Here is a 17552-nt window from a genome sequence, read left to right as displayed (position 1 = left end):
ACGCAGGCGCACGACAGTGCCTGCTTAGGGGAACGTTGTCGGCAAACAGGAAATGGCGTCCCAGGCAGGAATTGAACCTGCAACCTTCCCCTTAGGAGGGGGATGCTCTATCCAATTGAGCTACTGAGACGCAAGCACCGGCAGCGAGCGCTGCACAGCGGGACGGCCAGCATGTTAACCAGCATGCTGGCGTTTGTCATGCCTCTACCTGGCTTTTTCGCGTAATCCTTTTCTGGCACTGCTACACCGGCGGCAGCACACCTTCATCGCGAAGCAACCCGAACAGGGCCGCGACCGCTGCCTCCAGGCTTGTCGAGTTGTCCAGCACATGCACCGAAGGATCGGACAACACCTGCAAACGAGCACTGCGCGCCAACCGCTGTTCAACCTCCTCGACGCTTTCGCGGCCCCGGGCTAGCAAGCGCTGGCGCAGCACCTCCGGCCTGACCTCGACCAGCACTGCCAACATGTCCGGGTAACGCTGACGCGCTTCGGGCAGGTAAGCCCGCGAGCCATTCACCAGCACCGCCTTGCCCGCCGCCAACCACTCATCCACCTGCCGAGGAATGCCATACCCCAGGCCATTGGCCCACCAGCACATGGCAAATGCCCCCTGCTCACGCAGGGTTTCAAACTGTTCCGCCGTAACCCCTTGGGCAGCTTCGCCCTTGGCTTCGGCCGAGCGGGTAATGACCCGACGGGCAACCTCTACCCCGGCGGCCGCCAGCCGCTCACGCGAAGCGTCGATCAGGGAATCTTTTCCCGAACCTGACGGTCCTACCAGAAATATCAGCCGGCCTGTCCCTGATCGGCGGTCGCTTGCGTCATGTTGCATAGCCACTATGCTCTATGGAGGTAAACCGGCGCATTCTAGGGGTTTTCCTGTCCTTTTGCTGTGTTTTACCAGTTTTTGACGGCAAAAGACTGACGGTCAGGCAAGCCGGAGCATGTAAAACTTTTCAAACCAGTGCTCATTTCTGATAATTGGTACTGGCATAAAGCCTCTATCCGGCCCACTATTTGTCACAGAATTGACGCCAAGGAAACGGCGACCATGAGGCAAGATGAGCATCCATTTTTCACTGACGGTTGAACATTTTGTCGTCGCCACGGTCGTATTTCCACCCCGTGCGGCCAATTTGAGAACCGCTTCCCCTGAACCAAACTCCGGTCAATTTATATGCGCCCAATGAAACAGGCTATTTATTCGAGCCGCACCGCTGACAAGTTCGTCGTCCGCCTGCCAGACGGAATGCGTGAGCGCATTGCCGAGGTAGCGCGCAACCATCACCGCAGCATGAACTCCGAAATCATCGCGCGCCTGGAGCAGAGCCTTATCCAGGAAGGTGCGTTGGGTGACGAGCTGAGCATGCGCCTGGACAGCCCTGAGCTGTCCTTGCATGAGCGCGAGTTGCTGCAGCGCTTCCGCCAACTGTCCCACCGCCAGCAGAATGCCTTGGTCGCCCTCATCGCTCACGATGTGGAAATGGCCGCCGACGCCTCCTGAGGCCTGCAAGCGAGCACAAAAAAGCCAGCGTAAGCTGGCTTTTTTTATGGGGCTATCTGAAGCAAACGCAGCCCTTTTCAGGAGCGGCCTTTCGTGGCACAAGGCCGCTCCTGCAAAGGATTGTGTATGGGCTTAGAGAAGGAACAATGTGGCCAGGCCAAGGAAGATGAAGAAGCCGCCACTGTCGGTCACGGCAGTGATCATCACACTCGCCCCCATCGCCGGGTCGCGCCCCAAGCGGGCCAACGTCATCGGGATGAGCACACCCATCAGCGCCGCCAGTAACAGGTTCAAGGTCATCGCTGCAGTCATCACCACGCCCAGCGACCAGCTGCCGTATAACCAGAAAGCCACGGCACCAATCACTCCGCCCCACACCAGGCCGTTGATCAGCGACACCGCCAGTTCTTTTCGCATCAGGCGGCTGGTATTGCCCGGCGATACCTGGTCCAGGGCCATGGCGCGGACAATCATGGTGATGGTCTGGTTACCCGAGTTGCCACCAATACCCGCAACAATCGGCATCAACGCAGCCAACGCCACCAGCTTCTCGATCGAACCCTCGAACACCCCGATCACTCGCGAAGCGAGGAACGCGGTAATCAGATTGATCGCCAGCCACGCCCAGCGGTTGCGGAACGAGCGCCAGACCGAGGCGAAGATGTCTTCCTCTTCACGCAGACCCGCCATGTTGAGGACTTCGCTCTCGCTCTCTTCACGGATCAGGTCGACCATCTCGTCAATGGTCAAACGGCCGATCAGGCGCTCGCCCTTGTCTACGACAGGTGCCGATACCAGGTCGTAACGCTCGAAAGCCTGCGCCGCATCATAGGCATCTTCCTCGGGCTGGAAGGATACCGGGTCGGTCGCCATGACCTCCGCCACCTTCTTCTCCGGGTCGTTGACCAGCAGGCGCTTGATAGGCAACACACCCTTGAGGATGCCGTCGTAATCGACCACGAACAGTTTGTCGGTGTGGTTGGGCAGCTCTTTCAGGCGGCGCAGGTAGCGCAGCACCACTTCCAGGCTGACGTCTTCGCGGATGGTGACCATCTCGAAGTCCATCAGCGCACCGACCTGCTCCTCGTCGTAGCTCAGCGCCGAACGCACACGTTCGCGTTGCTGGGCATCGAGGGTTTCCATCAGCTCATGGATAACGTCGCGCGGTAGCTCTGGGGCCAGGTCGGCCAGCTCGTCGGCGTCCATTTCCTTGGCGGCGGCCAGCAGCTCGTGATCGTCCATGTCAGCGATCAGCGATTGACGAACCGAGTCGGATACTTCCAGCAGGATGTCGCCATCGCGGTCCGAGCGCACCAGCTGCCAGACCGTCAGGCGGTCTTCCAGGGGCAAGGCTTCGAGGATATAGGCGATGTCGGCGGGGTGCAGGTCATCGAGCTTACGCTGCAGCTCGACGAGGTTCTGGCGGTGGACGAGGTTTTCCACCAGGTCGTTGTGCGCGCCTTCCTGGCGGTGAGTCAGGTCTTCGACCACACGCTGGCGCTGCAGCAGTTCGACCACCTGAGCCAGGCGATCCTGCAGGCTCTCTTGCGCTTTTTTTACTTCTACTTCAGTCATAGGCGAGCTCCACTCCCAGCAGCGGAGCACGCCGGGGGAATCAATCGGTCAGATCTTTCTGTATGAATCGTGTTAGCGAGTAACTACTGGGTAAGTCCATGGTGGTTTTCCACAAGCCCCGGCGGGGCTGACGGGCGCAATCATACACTGCTAAAGCTGTCAGATCGCTTAAATTTTTGGCCAGAACAATCGTTTGCGTGATAAAGCTAGGACAACGCTCGAAGCTATCAGTGCGACGGTTGTTGTGGATGGGAAAGCACATTTGTTTTGGTTGCCGCACGGCGGCGCCAAGCTACACCACAATCATTACAGAAGAGCGTAGATCGACATCACCAACAATTCATTGGCGCAGAAAAACAAAAAGCCCGCTCAAATGAGCGGGCTTCTTGATGGGGTATGGCGGACTCAGCAGGATTCGAACCTGCGACCGCTCGGTTCGTAGCCGAGTACTCTATCCAGCTGAGCTATGAGTCCGTGGTGGTAGTTTTAGACCAGGTTACCACTGGTTGACTGAAACAGCTTTGCAAGCAGAGCCACTTCAAGAAAGTGGCGGACTCAGCAGGATTCGAACCTGCGACCGCTCGGTTCGTAGCCGAGTACTCTATCCAGCTGAGCTATGAGTCCGCGATTGGCAGTTTTAGACCAGGTTACCGCTGGTTGACTGAAGCAGCTTTGCAAGCAGAGCCACTTCAAGAAAGTGGCGGACTCAGCAGGATTCGAACCTGCGACCGCTCGGTTCGTAGCCGAGTACTCTATCCAGCTGAGCTATGAGTCCGCGATTGGCAGTTTTAGACCAGATACCGCTGGTTGATTGAAGCAGCCTTGCAAACAAAGCCACTTCAAAAGTGGCGGACTCAGCAGGATTCGAACCTGCGACCGCTCGGTTCGTAGCCGAGTACTCTATCCAGCTGAGCTATGAGTCCGTGTCTTGCCGCGCATTATAGGTCGCTGAAACATTTTTTCAAGAACGTTTTCGTTTAAAATCAACGACTTAGCGTTCTTACTGTTTACAGCGCCCTACGCAAATAATGGCGGTGAAGGGGGGATTCGAACCCCCGATACCCTTATGAGGTATACTCCCTTAGCAGGGGAGCGCCTTCGGCCACTCGGCCACCTCACCGCAACACGAGGCGAATATTAAAGAACCTCTTTCACCTTTGCAACCCTTTTTTTGAAAAAAACTTCAAAAAAATTAAAGGCTTGGCTCTTCATCCTTCTCCTTCTTGATCCGCAGGTAGATTTCCTCGCGGTGAACAGCCACTTCTTTCGGGGCGCTGACGCCAATACGCACCTGGTTGCCTTTGACGCCAAGCACCGTCACGGTGATCTCGCCGTCTCCAATGATCAGGCTCTCGGCGCACCGACGAGTCAGAATCAACATAGCTTTCTCCTTACGCAAAACATTCAGGGGTAACAGTCTTGGGTATCAGGGCCAGTCGTGGACGACGACGGGACCCCGGTTACGCGCCACACAGGGCAGGACAGGGCCTGCGTGGCGAGCAGAAACGCGAAGGGCGCGGCACCAGCCGCGCCCTTCCAGGCAGCGCCTTACTCGCCCTGTCGGGCAGGAGCGTCGAGCTCGAACGCGGTGTGCAGCGCGCGTACGGCCAGCTCCAGGTACTTCTCTTCGATCACTACCGAGACCTTGATCTCGGAGGTGGAGATCATCTGGATGTTGATGCTCTCCTTGGCCAGGGCTTCAAACATGCGGCTGGCCACACCGGCGTGCGAACGCATGCCGACGCCAACGATCGAGACCTTGGCGATCTTGGTGTCGCCGATCACTTCACGGGCACCGATTTCGCGAGCAGTGTTTTCCAGCACGCTTTGCGCCTTCTCGTACTCGTTGCGGTGTACGGTGAAGGTGAAGTCGGTGGTGTTATCGTGGGCAACGTTCTGCACGATCATGTCCACTTCGATGTTCGAAGCGCTGATCGGGCCGAGGATCTTGAAGGCCACGCCCGGGGTGTCCGGCACGCCGCGAATGGTCAGCTTGGCTTCATCACGGTTGAAGGCGATACCGGAAATGATCGGCTGTTCCATGGATTCCTCTTCATCAATGGTAATGAGGGTACCCGGACCCTCCTTGAAGCTGTGCAGCACGCGCAGCGGGACGTTGTACTTGCCGGCGAACTCCACCGAACGGATCTGCAGCACCTTGGAACCGAGGCTGGCCATTTCCAGCATCTCTTCGAAGGTGATCTTCTCCAGGCGCTGGGCCTGCGGCACGACGCGTGGGTCGGTGGTGTAGACGCCATCGACGTCGGTGTAGATCTGGCACTCGTCCGCCTTCAGCGCTGCCGCCAGGGCCACGCCGGTGGTGTCGGAGCCGCCACGGCCCAGGGTGGTGATGTTGCCGTGCTCGTCCACACCCTGGAAGCCCGCCACCACGACCACGCGGCCTTCCTTGAGGTCGGCGCGAATCTTCTGGTCGTCGATCTGCAGGATGCGCGCCTTGTTGTGCGCGCTATCGGTAAGGATGCGCACCTGGTTGCCGGTGTAGGACACCGCTGGCACACCACGCTTGATCAAGGCCATGGTCAGCAGGGCGATGGTGACCTGCTCACCGGTCGACACGATCACGTCCAGTTCACGCGGAACTGGCTGATCAGTGATCTGCTTGGCCAGGTCGATCAGGCGATTGGTTTCACCGCTCATGGCCGACAATACAACCACCAGGTCGTCGCCCGCTTCACGGTGTTTCTTGACCTTTTCGGCTACCTGCTCGATCCGCTCGATGGAACCGACAGAGGTGCCGCCAAATTTCTGTACGATCAACGCCATTTCAATGGTGCCTCAGCCCATACAGGGCCCCAAAAAACAATCCAACATGAAGAGGCCGGCGACTAGACCGCCGGCGCCTTCATCTCAAAGTCCCTGCTCTGCGAATGGCACGGCCAGCGCCAGGGCCTGGTCCAGTGCAGCGACATCGACGCCACCACCCTGGGCCATGTCCGGACGGCCACCGCCCTTGCCACCCACCGCCGCAGCGGCTTGTTTCATCAGATCGCCAGCCTTGAGTTGGCTGGAGAGGTCCTTGGTTACGCCGGCCACCAGCACAACCTTGCCCTCATGCTCGCTGCCCAGCAGGATCACTGCGTGGCCGAGCTTGTTCTTCAGCTGATCGACCAGGGCCAGCAGGGCCTTGCCGTCCTGCCCATCCAGGCGGGCAGCAAGCACCTTGGCGCCCTTGACCTCAACGGCCGCGTTGGAGAGATCGTCCCCGGCGGCGCTGGCGGCCTTGGCCTGCAGCTGCTCCAGCTGCTTCTCCAGCTGGCGGTTGCGCTCAAGCACAGCCGACAGCTTGTCGATCAGGTTGTCGCGGTTACCTTTCACCAGTTGCGCGGCTTCCTTGACCTGCTCTTCGGCAGCGTTCAGGTAGGCCAGCGCTGCTGCGCCGGTAACGGCTTCGATACGGCGTACGCCAGAGGCCACGCCGCCTTCGCTGATGATCTTGAACAGACTGATGTCACCGGTGCGCTTGGCATGGATACCGCCGCACAGCTCCACCGAGAAATCACCGCCCATGCTCAGTACACGCACGGTGTCGCCGTACTTCTCACCGAACAGCGCCATGGCGCCTTTGGCCTTGGCGGTTTCGATGTCGGTCAGCTCGGTTTCTACCGGGGTGTTCTTGCGCACTTCGCGGTTGACAATGTCTTCCAGGGCCTTGATCTGCTCCGGTTTTACCGCCTCGAAGTGGCTGAAGTCGAAACGCAGGCGCTGGCTGTCGACCAGCGAGCCCTTCTGCTGTACGTGCTCGCCCAGCACCTGGCGCAGCGCTTCGTGCAGCAGGTGGGTGGCGGAGTGGTTCAGCGAGGTGGCGTGCTGCACGTCGGCATCGACCTTGGCCTCGACCGGCGAGCCGATTACCAGCGCACCGCTGGCGACCACGCCGTGGTGCAGGAAGGCACCACCAGTCTTGGTGGTGTCGCGCACGTCGAAGCGCGCAGCGCCAGCCTGCAGGAAGCCGGTGTCACCCACCTGGCCACCGGATTCGGCGTAGAACGGCGTACGGTCGAGCACAACCACGCCCTGCTCGCCTTCACCCAATTGGTCGACGGACTGGCCGTCCTTGTACAAGGCGATGATCTTGCCCTGGCCTTCAGTGGCGTCGTAGCCGAGGAACTCGGTGGCACTGTCGACCTTGACCAGGCTGTTGTAGTCCATGCCGAAGGCGCTGGCGGAACGGGCGCGCTCACGCTGGGCGTCCATTTCGCGCTCGAAGCCGGCTTCGTCGATGGTCAGCTCGCGCTCACGGGCGATGTCGGCGGTCAGGTCCATCGGGAAGCCGTAGGTGTCGTACAACTTGAACACCACGTCACCCGGTACCACGTCGCCTTTGAGCTGGGCCAGGTCTTGCTCAAGAATGCGCAAGCCCTGCTCCAGGGTCTTGGCAAACTGCTCTTCCTCGGCCTTGAGCACGCGCTCGATGTGCGCCTGCTGGCTTTTCAGCTCTGGGAAGGCCTCGCCCATTTCGGCGGCCAGTGCGGCGACGATCTGGTAGAAGAAGCTGCCCTTGGCGCCCAGCTTGTTACCGTGACGGCAGGCGCGGCGAATGATGCGGCGCAGCACATAGCCACGGCCTTCGTTGGACGGCAGCACGCCGTCGGCGATCAGGAAGCCGCACGAACGGATATGGTCGGCCACCACTTTCAGCGAGGCCTGGCCGTCGTTGCTGCAACCGATGGCCTTGGCAGCCGCCGCCAGCAGGTTCTGGAACAGGTCGATCTCGTAGTTCGAGTGCACGTGCTGCAGCACGGCGCTGACACGTTCCAGGCCCATGCCGGTGTCTACCGACGGCGCTGGCAGCGGGTGCAGGACGCCGTCGGCGGTGCGGTTGAACTGCATGAAAACGTTGTTCCAGATCTCGATGTAACGGTCGCCGTCTTCTTCTGGCGAGCCGGGTGGGCCGCCCCAGATGTCTGCGCCGTGGTCGTAGAAGATCTCGGTGCATGGGCCGCACGGGCCAGTGTCACCCATGGTCCAGAAGTTGTCGGAAGCGTACGGGGCACCTTTGTTGTCGCCGATACGCACCATGCGCTCTTCCGGCACACCGACTTCCTTGGTCCAGATGTCGTAGGCTTCGTCGTCAGTGGCGTAGACGGTGACCCAGAGCTTTTCCTTGGGCAGGTTCAGCCATTTGTCCGAGGTCAGGAAGGTCCAGGCGAAGGTGATGGCATCGCGCTTGAAATAGTCGCCGAAGCTGAAGTTGCCCAGCATTTCGAAGAAGGTGTGGTGACGCGCGGTGTAACCAACGTTTTCCAGGTCGTTGTGCTTACCACCAGCGCGCACGCACTTCTGGCTGCTGACAGCACGGGTGTAGGCGCGCTTCTCCGCACCGAGGAAGCAGTCCTTGAACTGGTTCATGCCGGCATTGGTGAACAGCAGGGTCGGGTCGTTGTTCGGAATCAGCGAACTGGAGGCGACTCGGGTATGGCCCTGCTCTTCGAAGAAGCGAAGGAAGGCTTCACGGATTTCTGCGCTTTTCATAGGTTCTTCCACGGATACGGCGGCGTCGGGGTGACGAAACGACGGCAAAGGGCGCCATTATATCCAGCCTGATGCCTGGGTGTAGTGTGTTTATACGATATAAACCGTCAATCGGAGCATGAAATGCGCTTAATGTCGATGTCATTCGCCCGACGACAACGACTAGGCGCTGATCGGCAGGTATCAGGGCGCCAGGCGCAAGAGATGAACCGTGCGTCAATTATGTACCAACTGCCTCGCAGCGCTCTCGACACACTGATCTCCCACCTCAGGAGATACATCATGACCAACCCGACTCCAAGTGTGCTCCTCAATGGCCGTAGCACAGCGTGCAGCGGTCTATGCTATGTCGAGCTGAACGAAGGCACGACGCCCTATCGGCAGGATCAGGACATTTACCCGTTGCTTGAGACCCCAGAGGTAGAGATTCAACGGCGACTCACAGACGCGAAGAATGACTTCGAACCAGTGGCCAGCCGTGATGAGATCGTCATCTGGTCCAAAACCGACAACATCCGGGTGAGCGAAGTCCGCTGCATTCGCATCGAGATTGCCGGCCAACCCTACCTGACCGAGCCAAGCTCGGACCAGCAAGAACTGGTACTGCAGTTTGCAGGCAAGCAGGCGCCAACCGGTATTGACGCGCACTTTAGCGGCTCGCTACGCCTGGACACCGAAGCGACTCAGGACAAAACCCTGATCGACACACAAATACCCAACCTTTCGATCTACGGAACGCCACAGTTCCAGTTTCGCGTGCTCGCGCAACTTGCCCTGCTGGCTGGGCAGCCCGCGCTGAGAGAGCTACTGCAATCTGCTCGCAAAGGCGACCCACAAGGTGAGCGGTTGATCCTGATGCAGCTGTATGCCGGGAATAATGCTGTGCATGGCCAGGGTTGGGACCCCAGGACAGGTGTAGAGGGGGCTACAGCCATCACCAGCATACTGTACGACCCCTATGCCCATGGAGAGGATGCCGTCACCGCACTGTTCACGGTACTGTACAGTGCTCTTGTCGATCTCAGTGTTGGTGATCCGACCGGGGAAGTGGCATTTCCAGACTGAGCAGCGTCAGGACAGGCGCGCGCCAGAATCCGGTACGATGAGAATCCCGGCCCGAAGCCCATTCTTCACCTTCGGGTTCGGGAAGATGATACGCGCCCCCTCCTCCTCTACCACCCAGCGCGTCTCGGCCAGGTCTTCGGCCAGCAGGTAACCCTTGCTCAGCTCGGAGAAATTCTCGATGTCCGCGGGCAGGTGCAGGTGGAAGCTGTCGCTGTGCTTGATGATCTCGCGAGACACGCTAAACAGTTGCAGGCCATCCAGCGAACCCTCGCCCTCTGGCTCGGTCGCCTCGATGATGCGGACCAGCCGCTCTTCCAGCTTGTCGAGGTTGACTTGCTCGTTCTGACCGAACGGGCGAGCCTTGCCAAGCTCAAGGGTGAAGGCTTCAGCATCCAGCTGTTCATAGGTGAAGGCACTGAAGGTGATGGAGGATTTGCTCTGCAACAGCACCGCCTCCATGCCCGCTGCCGCCAAGCGCGCCAACTCACGACGGGAATGCTTGCGCCCCTCTTTATAAGGGTACAAGGCGAATTGCTCGATCTTCGAACCGCGAATGGCGGTATGCAGGTCGTAATGCAGGCGGCTACGCCCCGGCTTGCTGAAGAACACCCGGGCGAACTGTTCCAGTTCGGCGGCACGCAATGCCTCGAAACCACTGGAAAGCTCATGGCGGCCGTTGAACAGCCGGTTGATGTCCTGCTCGATGAAGCGCTCGCCCTTGCGGATGGCCGCCGGGTTGCCGAACAGGAACAGTAACCGTGCCCTGGGCTTGATCTTGCCATTGGCCACGCCGTGCAGCAGCCGCTCGAGCAATTCGATCGGCGCCGTTTCGTTGCCATGGATGCCGGCGGACAACAGCAAGTCCAGCCCACAGTCCTCGTTCTCGGCAGGGCGCACTTCCAGCGCGCCCTCCCCCAGCCAGCGCAAACGCGCGCCCTTGGGTGTCACTTGGGTCTTCTCGGCCGGTTCGTGATCGGTGAGGGTCAGCTCAAGCAATTTGCCAAGGGCGAGCATAGGGGCTTCCTTAGTGGTGGTGGCCGCAGTCGGGGCCATGGACGTGATCGTCGTCTTCGCCAACCTCAGCCGGCTCCATTTCCAGCTGCAGGCTGACCAAATTGGTGGCCATCGGGCGCAGCAGCAGGTTGGCATACTCGGTGTCGTCTTCCTCGACGTCCACACCGATCAGCAGCTGGCCACGGCCGTCCTGCTGAATCCACACTTCCTTGCCTTGCCAGACCACGGCAAAACGGGTGCAGGAGGTTTCCAGCTGGGTGCCGTCTTCATCTTCGAGGATCAGGCGCAGGGCGTCGGTCATTGCAAAGTCTCTCTTCAAGGTTGTCGTTGGAACGGGTACACCGAACCCAACTTCAGGATCTGGGTCAATTCGTCCAGTGCCGTACGGCATTCCACCAGCAGTTGTGGGTCGGCCAGGTCCGCGTCGCTCAAGCGATCGCGATAATGCTTGTCGACCCACCCCACCAAGGTGTCGTACAGCGGGGCGGTCATGATAACGCCTTGGTTGACCGCTGCCAGTTCCGATTCCTTCAACGCCACACGCAAACGCAGGCAAGCCGGGCCACCACCGTTCTGCATGCTCTGCTTGAGGTCGAACACCTTGACCTCCTTCACCGGGCCGCCCTGACTGGTCAGCTGGCCCAGGTAGGCCCAGACCCGCTCGTTGTTGCGGCACTCTTCCGGCACCACCAGCAGCATGGAGCCGTCGTCGCGGCTGAGCAGCTGGCTATTGAACAGGTAGGAACGCACCGCATCCTCAACCGTCACCGCCGCCCGTGGCACACAGATAGCCTGGAAGTTGCCACCCTTGCTGGCCAGTTTAGCTCGCAGCTGGCCAAGCACCGTGTCGGTCTCCAGGAAGGCGTCCTCGTGGTAAAACAGCACCTCGCCGTTGCCCACCGAAATCACATCGTTGTGGAACACGCCCTGGTCGATCACCGCAGGGTTCTGTTGAGCGTAGACCACACCATCATCACTCAGCCCATGCAGCCGGGCCACGGCCTGCGAGGCCTCCAGGGTTTGCCGGGCCGGGTACTTCTGCGGCGCTGGGTAGCGGCTGTCGAAGGCACTGCGGCCGTAAACGAAGAACTCCACGCCCGCCTCGCCATAGGCACGGCAGAAGCGCGTGTGGTTGGCCGCGCCCTCGTCACCGAACTGTGCCACGGCAGGCAATGCTGCGTGGTGAGCAAAGTGTTTCTCGTTGTTGAACATGGCGCCCAGCACACGGCTGGTGGTCGGGTGCTCGATGCTGCGGTGGTACTTGCAGTTCAGGTTGGCAGCGGTGAAATGTACGCGGCCATCCGCGGTGTCGGCACTGGGGCTGACCGTGGCCGCGTTGGCCACCCACATGCTCGACGCCGAGCAACTGGCCACCAGCAGCGGCATCGCTTCTTTAGCCGCACGCCGGATCACTTCGGCATCGCTGCCGCTGAAGCCCAGGCGGCGCAGGGCGGCCACATCCGGGCGCTCCTGCGGCGCCAGCACGCCTTGCTTGAAGCCCAGGTCGGCCAGGGCCTTCATTTTCGCCAGGCCCTGGCGTGCGGCTTCGCGCGGGCTGGAACCCTGCTGGCTGTTGCTTTGCGAAGCCACGTTGCCGTAGGACAGGCCGCCATAGTTGTGGGTAGGCCCCACCAGGCCATCAAAATTCACTTCATAGGATTTCATCGGCTAGGCTCCGTGACCTGTTGTTATAGGGTGACGCCCGGCGTCAACGTCGCCGGCAAGGCAAGGCTGGCGGTCTCCAGCGAAGCCACGGGGTAAGCGCAATAGTCAGCCGCGTAATAGGCACTGGCGCGGTGGTTGCCACTGGCCCCCACACCACCGAACGGCGCGCTGCTGGCGGCACCGGTCAGTTGCTTGTTCCAGTTGACGATGCCGGCACGGCTGCGCAGCCAGAAGTACTGGTAGCGGGCGCGGGAGTCGGACAACAACCCGGCGGCCAGGCCGTACTGGGTGTTATTGGCTTCATCGATGGCCGCATCGAAGTCGGCATAACGGATGACTTGCAGCAGTGGGCCAAAGAACTCTTCGTCCGGTCGCCCGGCCACGCCAGTGACATCGACGATGCCCGGGGTCAGCAGCGCGGCATCGGCCTGCGGCTGGGTCATTTCCAGCAGCTTCACGCCGCCTTTGGCAACCAGCTCGGCCTGGGCCGCCATCAGCGCCTGCGCCGCTTGCAGCGAGATCACCGAGCCCATGAACGGCGCCGGTTGCTCATCGAACGCACCTACCGTAATGGTTTTGCATACCTCGACCAGGCGCGCGATCAGCGCATCACCCCAGGCACCTTGCGGCACCAGCAGGCGCCGGGCACAGGTGCAGCGCTGGCCGGCAGAAATGAACGCCGACTGGATAATGGTGTACACCGCCGCGTCTATGTCCTTGACCTCGTCCACCACCAGCGGGTTGTTGCCCCCCATTTCCAAGGCCAGGATCTTGTCCGGGCGGCCGGCGAACTGCTGGTGCAGTAGGTTGCCGGTGCGGCTGGAACCGGTGAAGAACAAACCATCGATACCCGGGTTCGCAGCCAGCGCCACACCGGTTTCGCGTGCGCCCTGCACCAGGTTCAGCACACCCGCCGGCAACCCAGCGGCGATCCAGCAATTGACGGTCAGCTCGGCCACCTTGGGGGTCAGCTCACTGGGCTTGAACACCACGCAATTGCCTGCCAACAACGCCGGCACAATGTGGCCGTTAGGCAAGTGACCGGGGAAGTTGTATGGGCCGAAGACTGCCACCACGCCGTGGGGCTTGTGCCGCAACACCGCCGTGGCATCGGCCAGCGGGCCGCTCTTTTCGCCGGTGCGCTCGCGGTAGCTTTGCACCGAAATCGCCACTTTGTTGATCATGCTGGTGACTTCGGTTGCCGATTCCCACAGCGGCTTGCCGGTTTCCTCGCCGATGCACTGAGCCATGGCTTCGGCGTGCGCTTTCAATTGCGCCGCGAACTTCTCCAGCACATCGATGCGCGCTTCCAGGCTCAATTGCGCCCAGGCCGGGAAAGCCTGGCGCGCGGCCCGCACGGCAGCGTCCACCTGGCTGGCATCGGCGCCCTGCCCTTGCCAGATCACGGCCTGGGTCACCGGGTTCAGCGACTGCAGGGTTTCGCCCTGGCCGGCCTGCCACTTGCCAGCGATGAAATGCGTGGTCATTTATTGGGCCTCCCGGCTAGCCGACAGCGGCACCGCACGCACATTGTCGCCGGCGCCCATGCGCAGGCGCTTGGCGGTCAGCGGGTCGACCACCAGGGTGCCGGCGGCCAATCGCGCAGGTGCAGCCGTGATACGGCAGTCGTCGCGCTTGCGGTTATGGATGATGTAAGGGGTGGCGTCATCGCCCGGCGTGCCGACCGCCAGCACCAGGGTCTGGCTCTCGCGCACGGCGCGGATCTTGGCGGTGTCGCATTCGATGGCCGGGCCAGCATCGAAGATGTCGACGTAGCCCTGGTAGTTGAAGCCTTCCTGCTTGAGCATGGCCAGCGCCGGCTCGGTGTCCTTGTGCACACGGCCGATCACATTGCGCGCTGCCTCTGACAGGAAGCAGGTGTACAGCGGGAACTTGGGCATCAGCTCGGCGATGAACGACTTGTTGCCCACGCCAGTGAGGTAGTCAGCCTGGCTGAACTCCATCTTGAAGAAGTGCCGGCCCAGGCTTTCCCAGAACGGCGAACGCCCCTGCTCGTCCGACATGCCGCGCATCTCGGCAATGATTTTCTTGCCGAACAGCTCGGGGAACTCGGCAATGAACAGCATGCGCGCGCGCGACAGCAGGCGGCCATTCAGCCCGGAGCGGTAGTCGCTGCGCAGGAACAGCGAGCACAGCTCGGAGTTGCCGGTCAGGTCGTTGGCCAGAAACAGGGTGGGGATTTCGCGGTAGATCTTCAGCTCCTGCGAGGCACTGACGGTCAGGCCGACCCGGTAGTTGTACCAAGGCTCGCGCAGGCCGACGGCACCGGCAATGGCACTGATGCCCACCACCAGGCCTTCGTCGTTTTCCAGCACGAACAGGTAGTCGGTGTCGCCACGCTCGGCCTCGCCACGGAAGCTTTTTTCCGCCCAGCCAACGCGATGCCTCAGGCGCTCTTCGTTGGCCGGCAGCGTGGTCAGCCCGGTGGTACCGGTGCTGCGTGCCAATTCGATCAACGCAGGCAAATCGCTGCTGCGTACAGGACGAACGATCATGCTATCTCCTTGTGCGACGGCATCGGCCGGCGCGAAACTCTGCTAACGCATCAATCCCGAAACGTCTGTCACCAGACCTCAGACCGCCACCAGGCGCACGCTGGCGCCCTCCCCCACACCCAGTGCATCGGCTGCCGCCACGCTCAGGCTTACCGGTTTGCCGGGTACCCAGTCCAGGTCCAGCAGCACCGCGCGGTAGTCCTGGAGCTGGCCGTTGCACACCAGGTACGGGCGCCCGCCCTTGGCTGGCGCTTCTTCGATTTTCACCGGCACTACCCGGCTCTGAGCGATCGAGCGAATGCCCGAAGTACGCGCATGCAAGGTCGGGCCGCCGTCGAAGATGTCGATGTAGTGCTCGGTCTCGAAGCCTTCGCGCATGAGGATGTCGAAGGTGATCTGCGCGCGCGGGTGCACCTGGCCCATGGCTTCCTGCGCTTCATCAGGTAGCAGCGGCACATAGATCGGGTAGTGCGGCATCAGTTCGGCGAGGAAGGTGCGGCTTTTAAGGCCACACAGGCGCTCGGCGTCGGCATAGTTGAGGTCAAAGAAATTGCGGCCGATGGCATCCCAGAAAGGCGATTCGCCCTGCTCGTCGCTGAAACCGACGATTTCGGTCACGACCGAGTCGGCGAAACGCTCCGGGTGCGAAGCCATGAACAGCAGGCGACCGCGCGAGTTGAGCTCGGCCCAGCCACTGTTCACCAGCTCTGGCAATACATAGAAGCTGGTCAGCAGGCTGTTGCCGGTCAGGTCATGACACAGCGACAGCACGTGAATCTTGTTGTGAATCTTCAGCTCGCGGGAGGCATGCACGAAAGTCTCGTTGCGAAAGCTGTAGAACGGCTCGGAGTAGCCTGCTGACGCCACAATGGCCGAGCAGCCAGCCAGCTTGCCGGTTTCGCTGTCTTCGAGCACGAAGAAGTAGCTTTCTTCACCGTTGAAGCTGACCTCGGCGGCGAAGGAAGTCTCGGAAGCGGCGATCTTGTCGCCCAGGCGAGCAGCGTCGTCCGGCAGCGAGGTGACACCAATGGGGCTGTCTGCAGCCATGCGCTGCACTTCGTTCAGATCAGCCATTTGCGCGGGGCGCATCACCAGCATGGTGTCACTCCTTTGGAATACGGGCCGCTTACGGCGGCACGGAAAAACGGCAGGTGCACAGGCACCTGCACTGGAATCGGGTATCGCCGGCCCGACTCAGCCAGGGCTGGGGCCGGCGAAGTGGCCGCAGGCGGATCAGCCTTTGGTCAGCGTGGCCACGGCGCGCTCGAAGCGCTCCAGGCCTTCATCGATGTCGGCGTCTTCAACCACCAGGCTTGGCGCAAAGCGAACCACGTCCGGGCCGGCCTGCAGCACCATCACGCCTTCTTTTTCGGCAGCGTTGAGTACGTCCTTGGCCTTGCCTTGCCAGGCTGCGGTCAGCACGCAGCCCAACAGCAGGCCAACGCCACGTACTTGGCTGAACAGGTTGTACTTCTGGCCAATCTGCTCCAGACGGGTCTTGAAGCGCTCATGCTTGGCCTTGATGCCGGCCAGGGTTTCCGGGGTATTGACCACATCCAGCACGGCACAGGCAACGGCGCAGCCCAGCGGGTTGCCGCCATAGGTGGTGCCGTGGGTGCCGACAGCCAGGTGTTTGGCCAGCTCGGTGGTGGTCAGCATGGCGCCGATCGGGAAGCCGCCGCCCAGGCTCTTGGCGCTGGTCAGGATGTCTGGCGTCACGCCGTAGTGCTGGTAGGCATACAGCGAACCGGTACGGCCCACGCCGGTTTGCACTTCGTCGAAGATCAGCAGGGCGTTGTGCTCGTCGCACAGCTTGCGCGCGCCTTCCAGGTAGGCCTTGTCGGCCGGCACCACGCCGCTCTCGCCCTGGATCGGCTCGATCACCACGGCGCAGGTCTTGTCGGAAATCTGTGCCTTCAGCGCTTCCAGGTCGTTGTAGGGCACGTGGCTGATGCCGGTGATCTTCGGGCCGAAGCCATCGGAGTACTTCGGCTGGCCACCGACGCTGACGGTAAACAAAGTGCGGCCGTGGAAGCTGTTCACGGTGGCGATGATTTCGTGTTTTTCCGGGCCGAAGCGGTCATGTGCAACGCGACGGGCCAGCTTGAAAGCAGCCTCGTTGGATTCGGCGCCGGAGTTGCAGAAGAACGCCCGGTCGGCAAAGGTAGCATCCACCAGTTTGTGGGCCAGACGCAGGGCCGGCTCGTTGGTGAACACGTTGGATACGTGCCAGAGGGTATTGGCCTGCTCGGTCAGGGCCTTGACCAGCGCCGGGTGGCAATGGCCCAGGGCGTTTACCGCGATGCCACCGGCAAAGTCGATCAGCTCGCGACCCGACTGGTCCCAGACGCGGGAACCCTCGCCTCGCACAGGAATGAAGGCCGCCGGAGAATAGTTGGGGACCATGACCTGGTCGAAATCGGCACGTTGCACCGGGGCTTGCTCAACGGACATCTGAGTCTCCTGAAGAGGAACGCTGGCCTGGAAGTGGCGAGCGATGGGGGGATTGTAAGGACTGATCCGCGCCTGTCCTTGCGGCCAAGCGACAACTTGTTACAGCGCAAAACCCAGTTTTGACAAGGTTTTCGGCAATGCGACAAACACTGTCGCAATCGCGCAGTGTACGGGAGAGAGGGGGCTGGGTGAACGGGTGTTCACAAGGGATTGAGTGGGTGTGGGTGTATGTCGATATTAGGGTAGTGCCTGGAAGATCGAGC

The 17552-nt window shown here is 61.1% G+C and carries 14 protein-coding genes and 6 tRNA genes; 2 read left to right on the top strand and 18 right to left on the bottom strand.

Annotated features, from left to right (window positions below; translation table 11 throughout):
- Window positions 1-53: 53 nt before the first annotated feature.
- Window positions 54-130: transfer RNA gene (locus PM2_RS22540), tRNA-Arg, on the bottom strand.
- Between the two features lie 111 nt (window positions 131-241).
- Window positions 242-835: a phosphonate metabolism protein/1,5-bisphosphokinase (PRPP-forming) PhnN gene (gene phnN, locus PM2_RS22535; protein WP_016711837.1), complete on the bottom strand. Its 594-nt coding sequence runs from the start codon at window positions 833-835 to the stop codon at window positions 242-244.
- 345 nt (window positions 836-1180) lie between these two features.
- Here phnN and PM2_RS22530 point away from each other — a divergent pair, with 345 nt between their 5' ends.
- Entirely contained in the window at window positions 1181-1507 is a 327-nt protein-coding gene (locus tag PM2_RS22530; RefSeq protein ID WP_003254499.1) for an Arc family DNA-binding protein, read from the top strand.
- 132 nt (window positions 1508-1639) lie between these two features.
- Here the strand turns inward: PM2_RS22530 and mgtE are convergent, their stop codons facing one another.
- From mgtE to alaS, 9 genes are all read right to left on the bottom strand, one after another.
- Entirely contained in the window at window positions 1640-3082 is a 1443-nt protein-coding gene (gene mgtE / locus PM2_RS22525; protein WP_016711838.1) for a magnesium transporter, read from the bottom strand.
- Between the two features lie 397 nt (window positions 3083-3479).
- A tRNA-Arg gene (locus PM2_RS22520) sits at window positions 3480-3556 on the bottom strand.
- A gap of 73 nt (window positions 3557-3629) precedes the next feature.
- Window positions 3630-3706: transfer RNA gene (locus tag PM2_RS22515), tRNA-Arg, on the bottom strand.
- A 74-nt stretch (window positions 3707-3780) separates the two neighbouring features.
- Window positions 3781-3857, bottom strand: a tRNA-Arg gene (locus PM2_RS22510).
- Between the two features lie 71 nt (window positions 3858-3928).
- Window positions 3929-4005, bottom strand: a tRNA-Arg gene (locus PM2_RS22505).
- A 106-nt stretch (window positions 4006-4111) separates the two neighbouring features.
- Window positions 4112-4202 (bottom strand) — tRNA-Ser (locus PM2_RS22500).
- A 72-nt stretch (window positions 4203-4274) separates the two neighbouring features.
- Window positions 4275-4463 (bottom strand): carbon storage regulator CsrA, encoded by a 189-nt coding sequence (gene csrA, locus PM2_RS22495; protein WP_003254503.1) that lies wholly within the window; start codon window positions 4461-4463, stop codon window positions 4275-4277.
- Between the two features lie 167 nt (window positions 4464-4630).
- Window positions 4631-5866 (bottom strand): aspartate kinase, encoded by a 1236-nt coding sequence (locus PM2_RS22490; RefSeq protein WP_016711842.1) that lies wholly within the window; start codon window positions 5864-5866, stop codon window positions 4631-4633.
- Between the two features lie 84 nt (window positions 5867-5950).
- Entirely contained in the window at window positions 5951-8575 is a 2625-nt protein-coding gene (gene alaS / locus PM2_RS22485) for an alanine--tRNA ligase (RefSeq protein ID WP_025753867.1), read from the bottom strand.
- Window positions 8576-8857: 282 nt separating this feature from the next.
- Here alaS and PM2_RS22480 point away from each other — a divergent pair, with 282 nt between their 5' ends.
- Window positions 8858-9640 carry a hypothetical protein gene (locus PM2_RS22480; protein ID WP_233425963.1) on the top strand — a complete coding sequence of 261 codons (783 nt, stop codon included), beginning with the start codon at window positions 8858-8860 and terminating at the stop codon, window positions 9638-9640.
- A 6-nt stretch (window positions 9641-9646) separates the two neighbouring features.
- Here the strand turns inward: PM2_RS22480 and astE are convergent, their stop codons facing one another.
- The 7 genes from astE to PM2_RS22445 all read right to left on the bottom strand — a co-directional run bounded on the left by astE (window position 9647) and on the right by PM2_RS22445 (window position 17289).
- Entirely contained in the window at window positions 9647-10654 is a 1008-nt protein-coding gene (gene astE / locus PM2_RS22475; RefSeq protein WP_016711844.1) for a succinylglutamate desuccinylase, read from the bottom strand.
- Between the two features lie 10 nt (window positions 10655-10664).
- Window positions 10665-10955, bottom strand: a complete 291-nt coding sequence (locus tag PM2_RS22470; protein ID WP_003256592.1) for a topoisomerase II — start codon at window positions 10953-10955, stop codon at window positions 10665-10667.
- Window positions 10956-10969: 14 nt separating this feature from the next.
- The gene (gene astB / locus PM2_RS22465) at window positions 10970-12319 is read right to left on the bottom strand and encodes an N-succinylarginine dihydrolase (RefSeq protein WP_016711845.1); all 1350 of its coding nucleotides are present in this window, start codon (window positions 12317-12319) and stop codon (window positions 10970-10972) included.
- Window positions 12320-12342: 23 nt separating this feature from the next.
- Window positions 12343-13806, bottom strand: a complete 1464-nt coding sequence (gene astD, locus PM2_RS22460; RefSeq protein WP_016711846.1) for a succinylglutamate-semialdehyde dehydrogenase — start codon at window positions 13804-13806, stop codon at window positions 12343-12345.
- Complete coding sequence (gene astA / locus PM2_RS22455) at window positions 13807-14835, bottom strand: arginine N-succinyltransferase (RefSeq protein ID WP_016711847.1); 1029 nt, start codon at window positions 14833-14835, stop codon at window positions 13807-13809.
- Window positions 14836-14913: 78 nt separating this feature from the next.
- Window positions 14914-15933: an arginine/ornithine succinyltransferase subunit alpha gene (gene aruF / locus PM2_RS22450; protein WP_016711848.1), complete on the bottom strand. Its 1020-nt coding sequence runs from the start codon at window positions 15931-15933 to the stop codon at window positions 14914-14916.
- A 135-nt stretch (window positions 15934-16068) separates the two neighbouring features.
- The gene (locus tag PM2_RS22445) at window positions 16069-17289 is read right to left on the bottom strand and encodes an aspartate aminotransferase family protein (RefSeq protein WP_016711849.1); all 1221 of its coding nucleotides are present in this window, start codon (window positions 17287-17289) and stop codon (window positions 16069-16071) included.
- Window positions 17290-17552: the final 263 nt, after the last annotated feature.

This window comes from Pseudomonas monteilii NBRC 103158 = DSM 14164, assembly GCF_000730605.1.
GTDB lineage: Bacteria > Pseudomonadota > Gammaproteobacteria > Pseudomonadales > Pseudomonadaceae > Aquipseudomonas > Aquipseudomonas monteilii.
The sequence above is the reverse complement of the archived record's forward strand: the minus strand, read 5'-3'. Positions and strand labels throughout refer to the sequence as shown.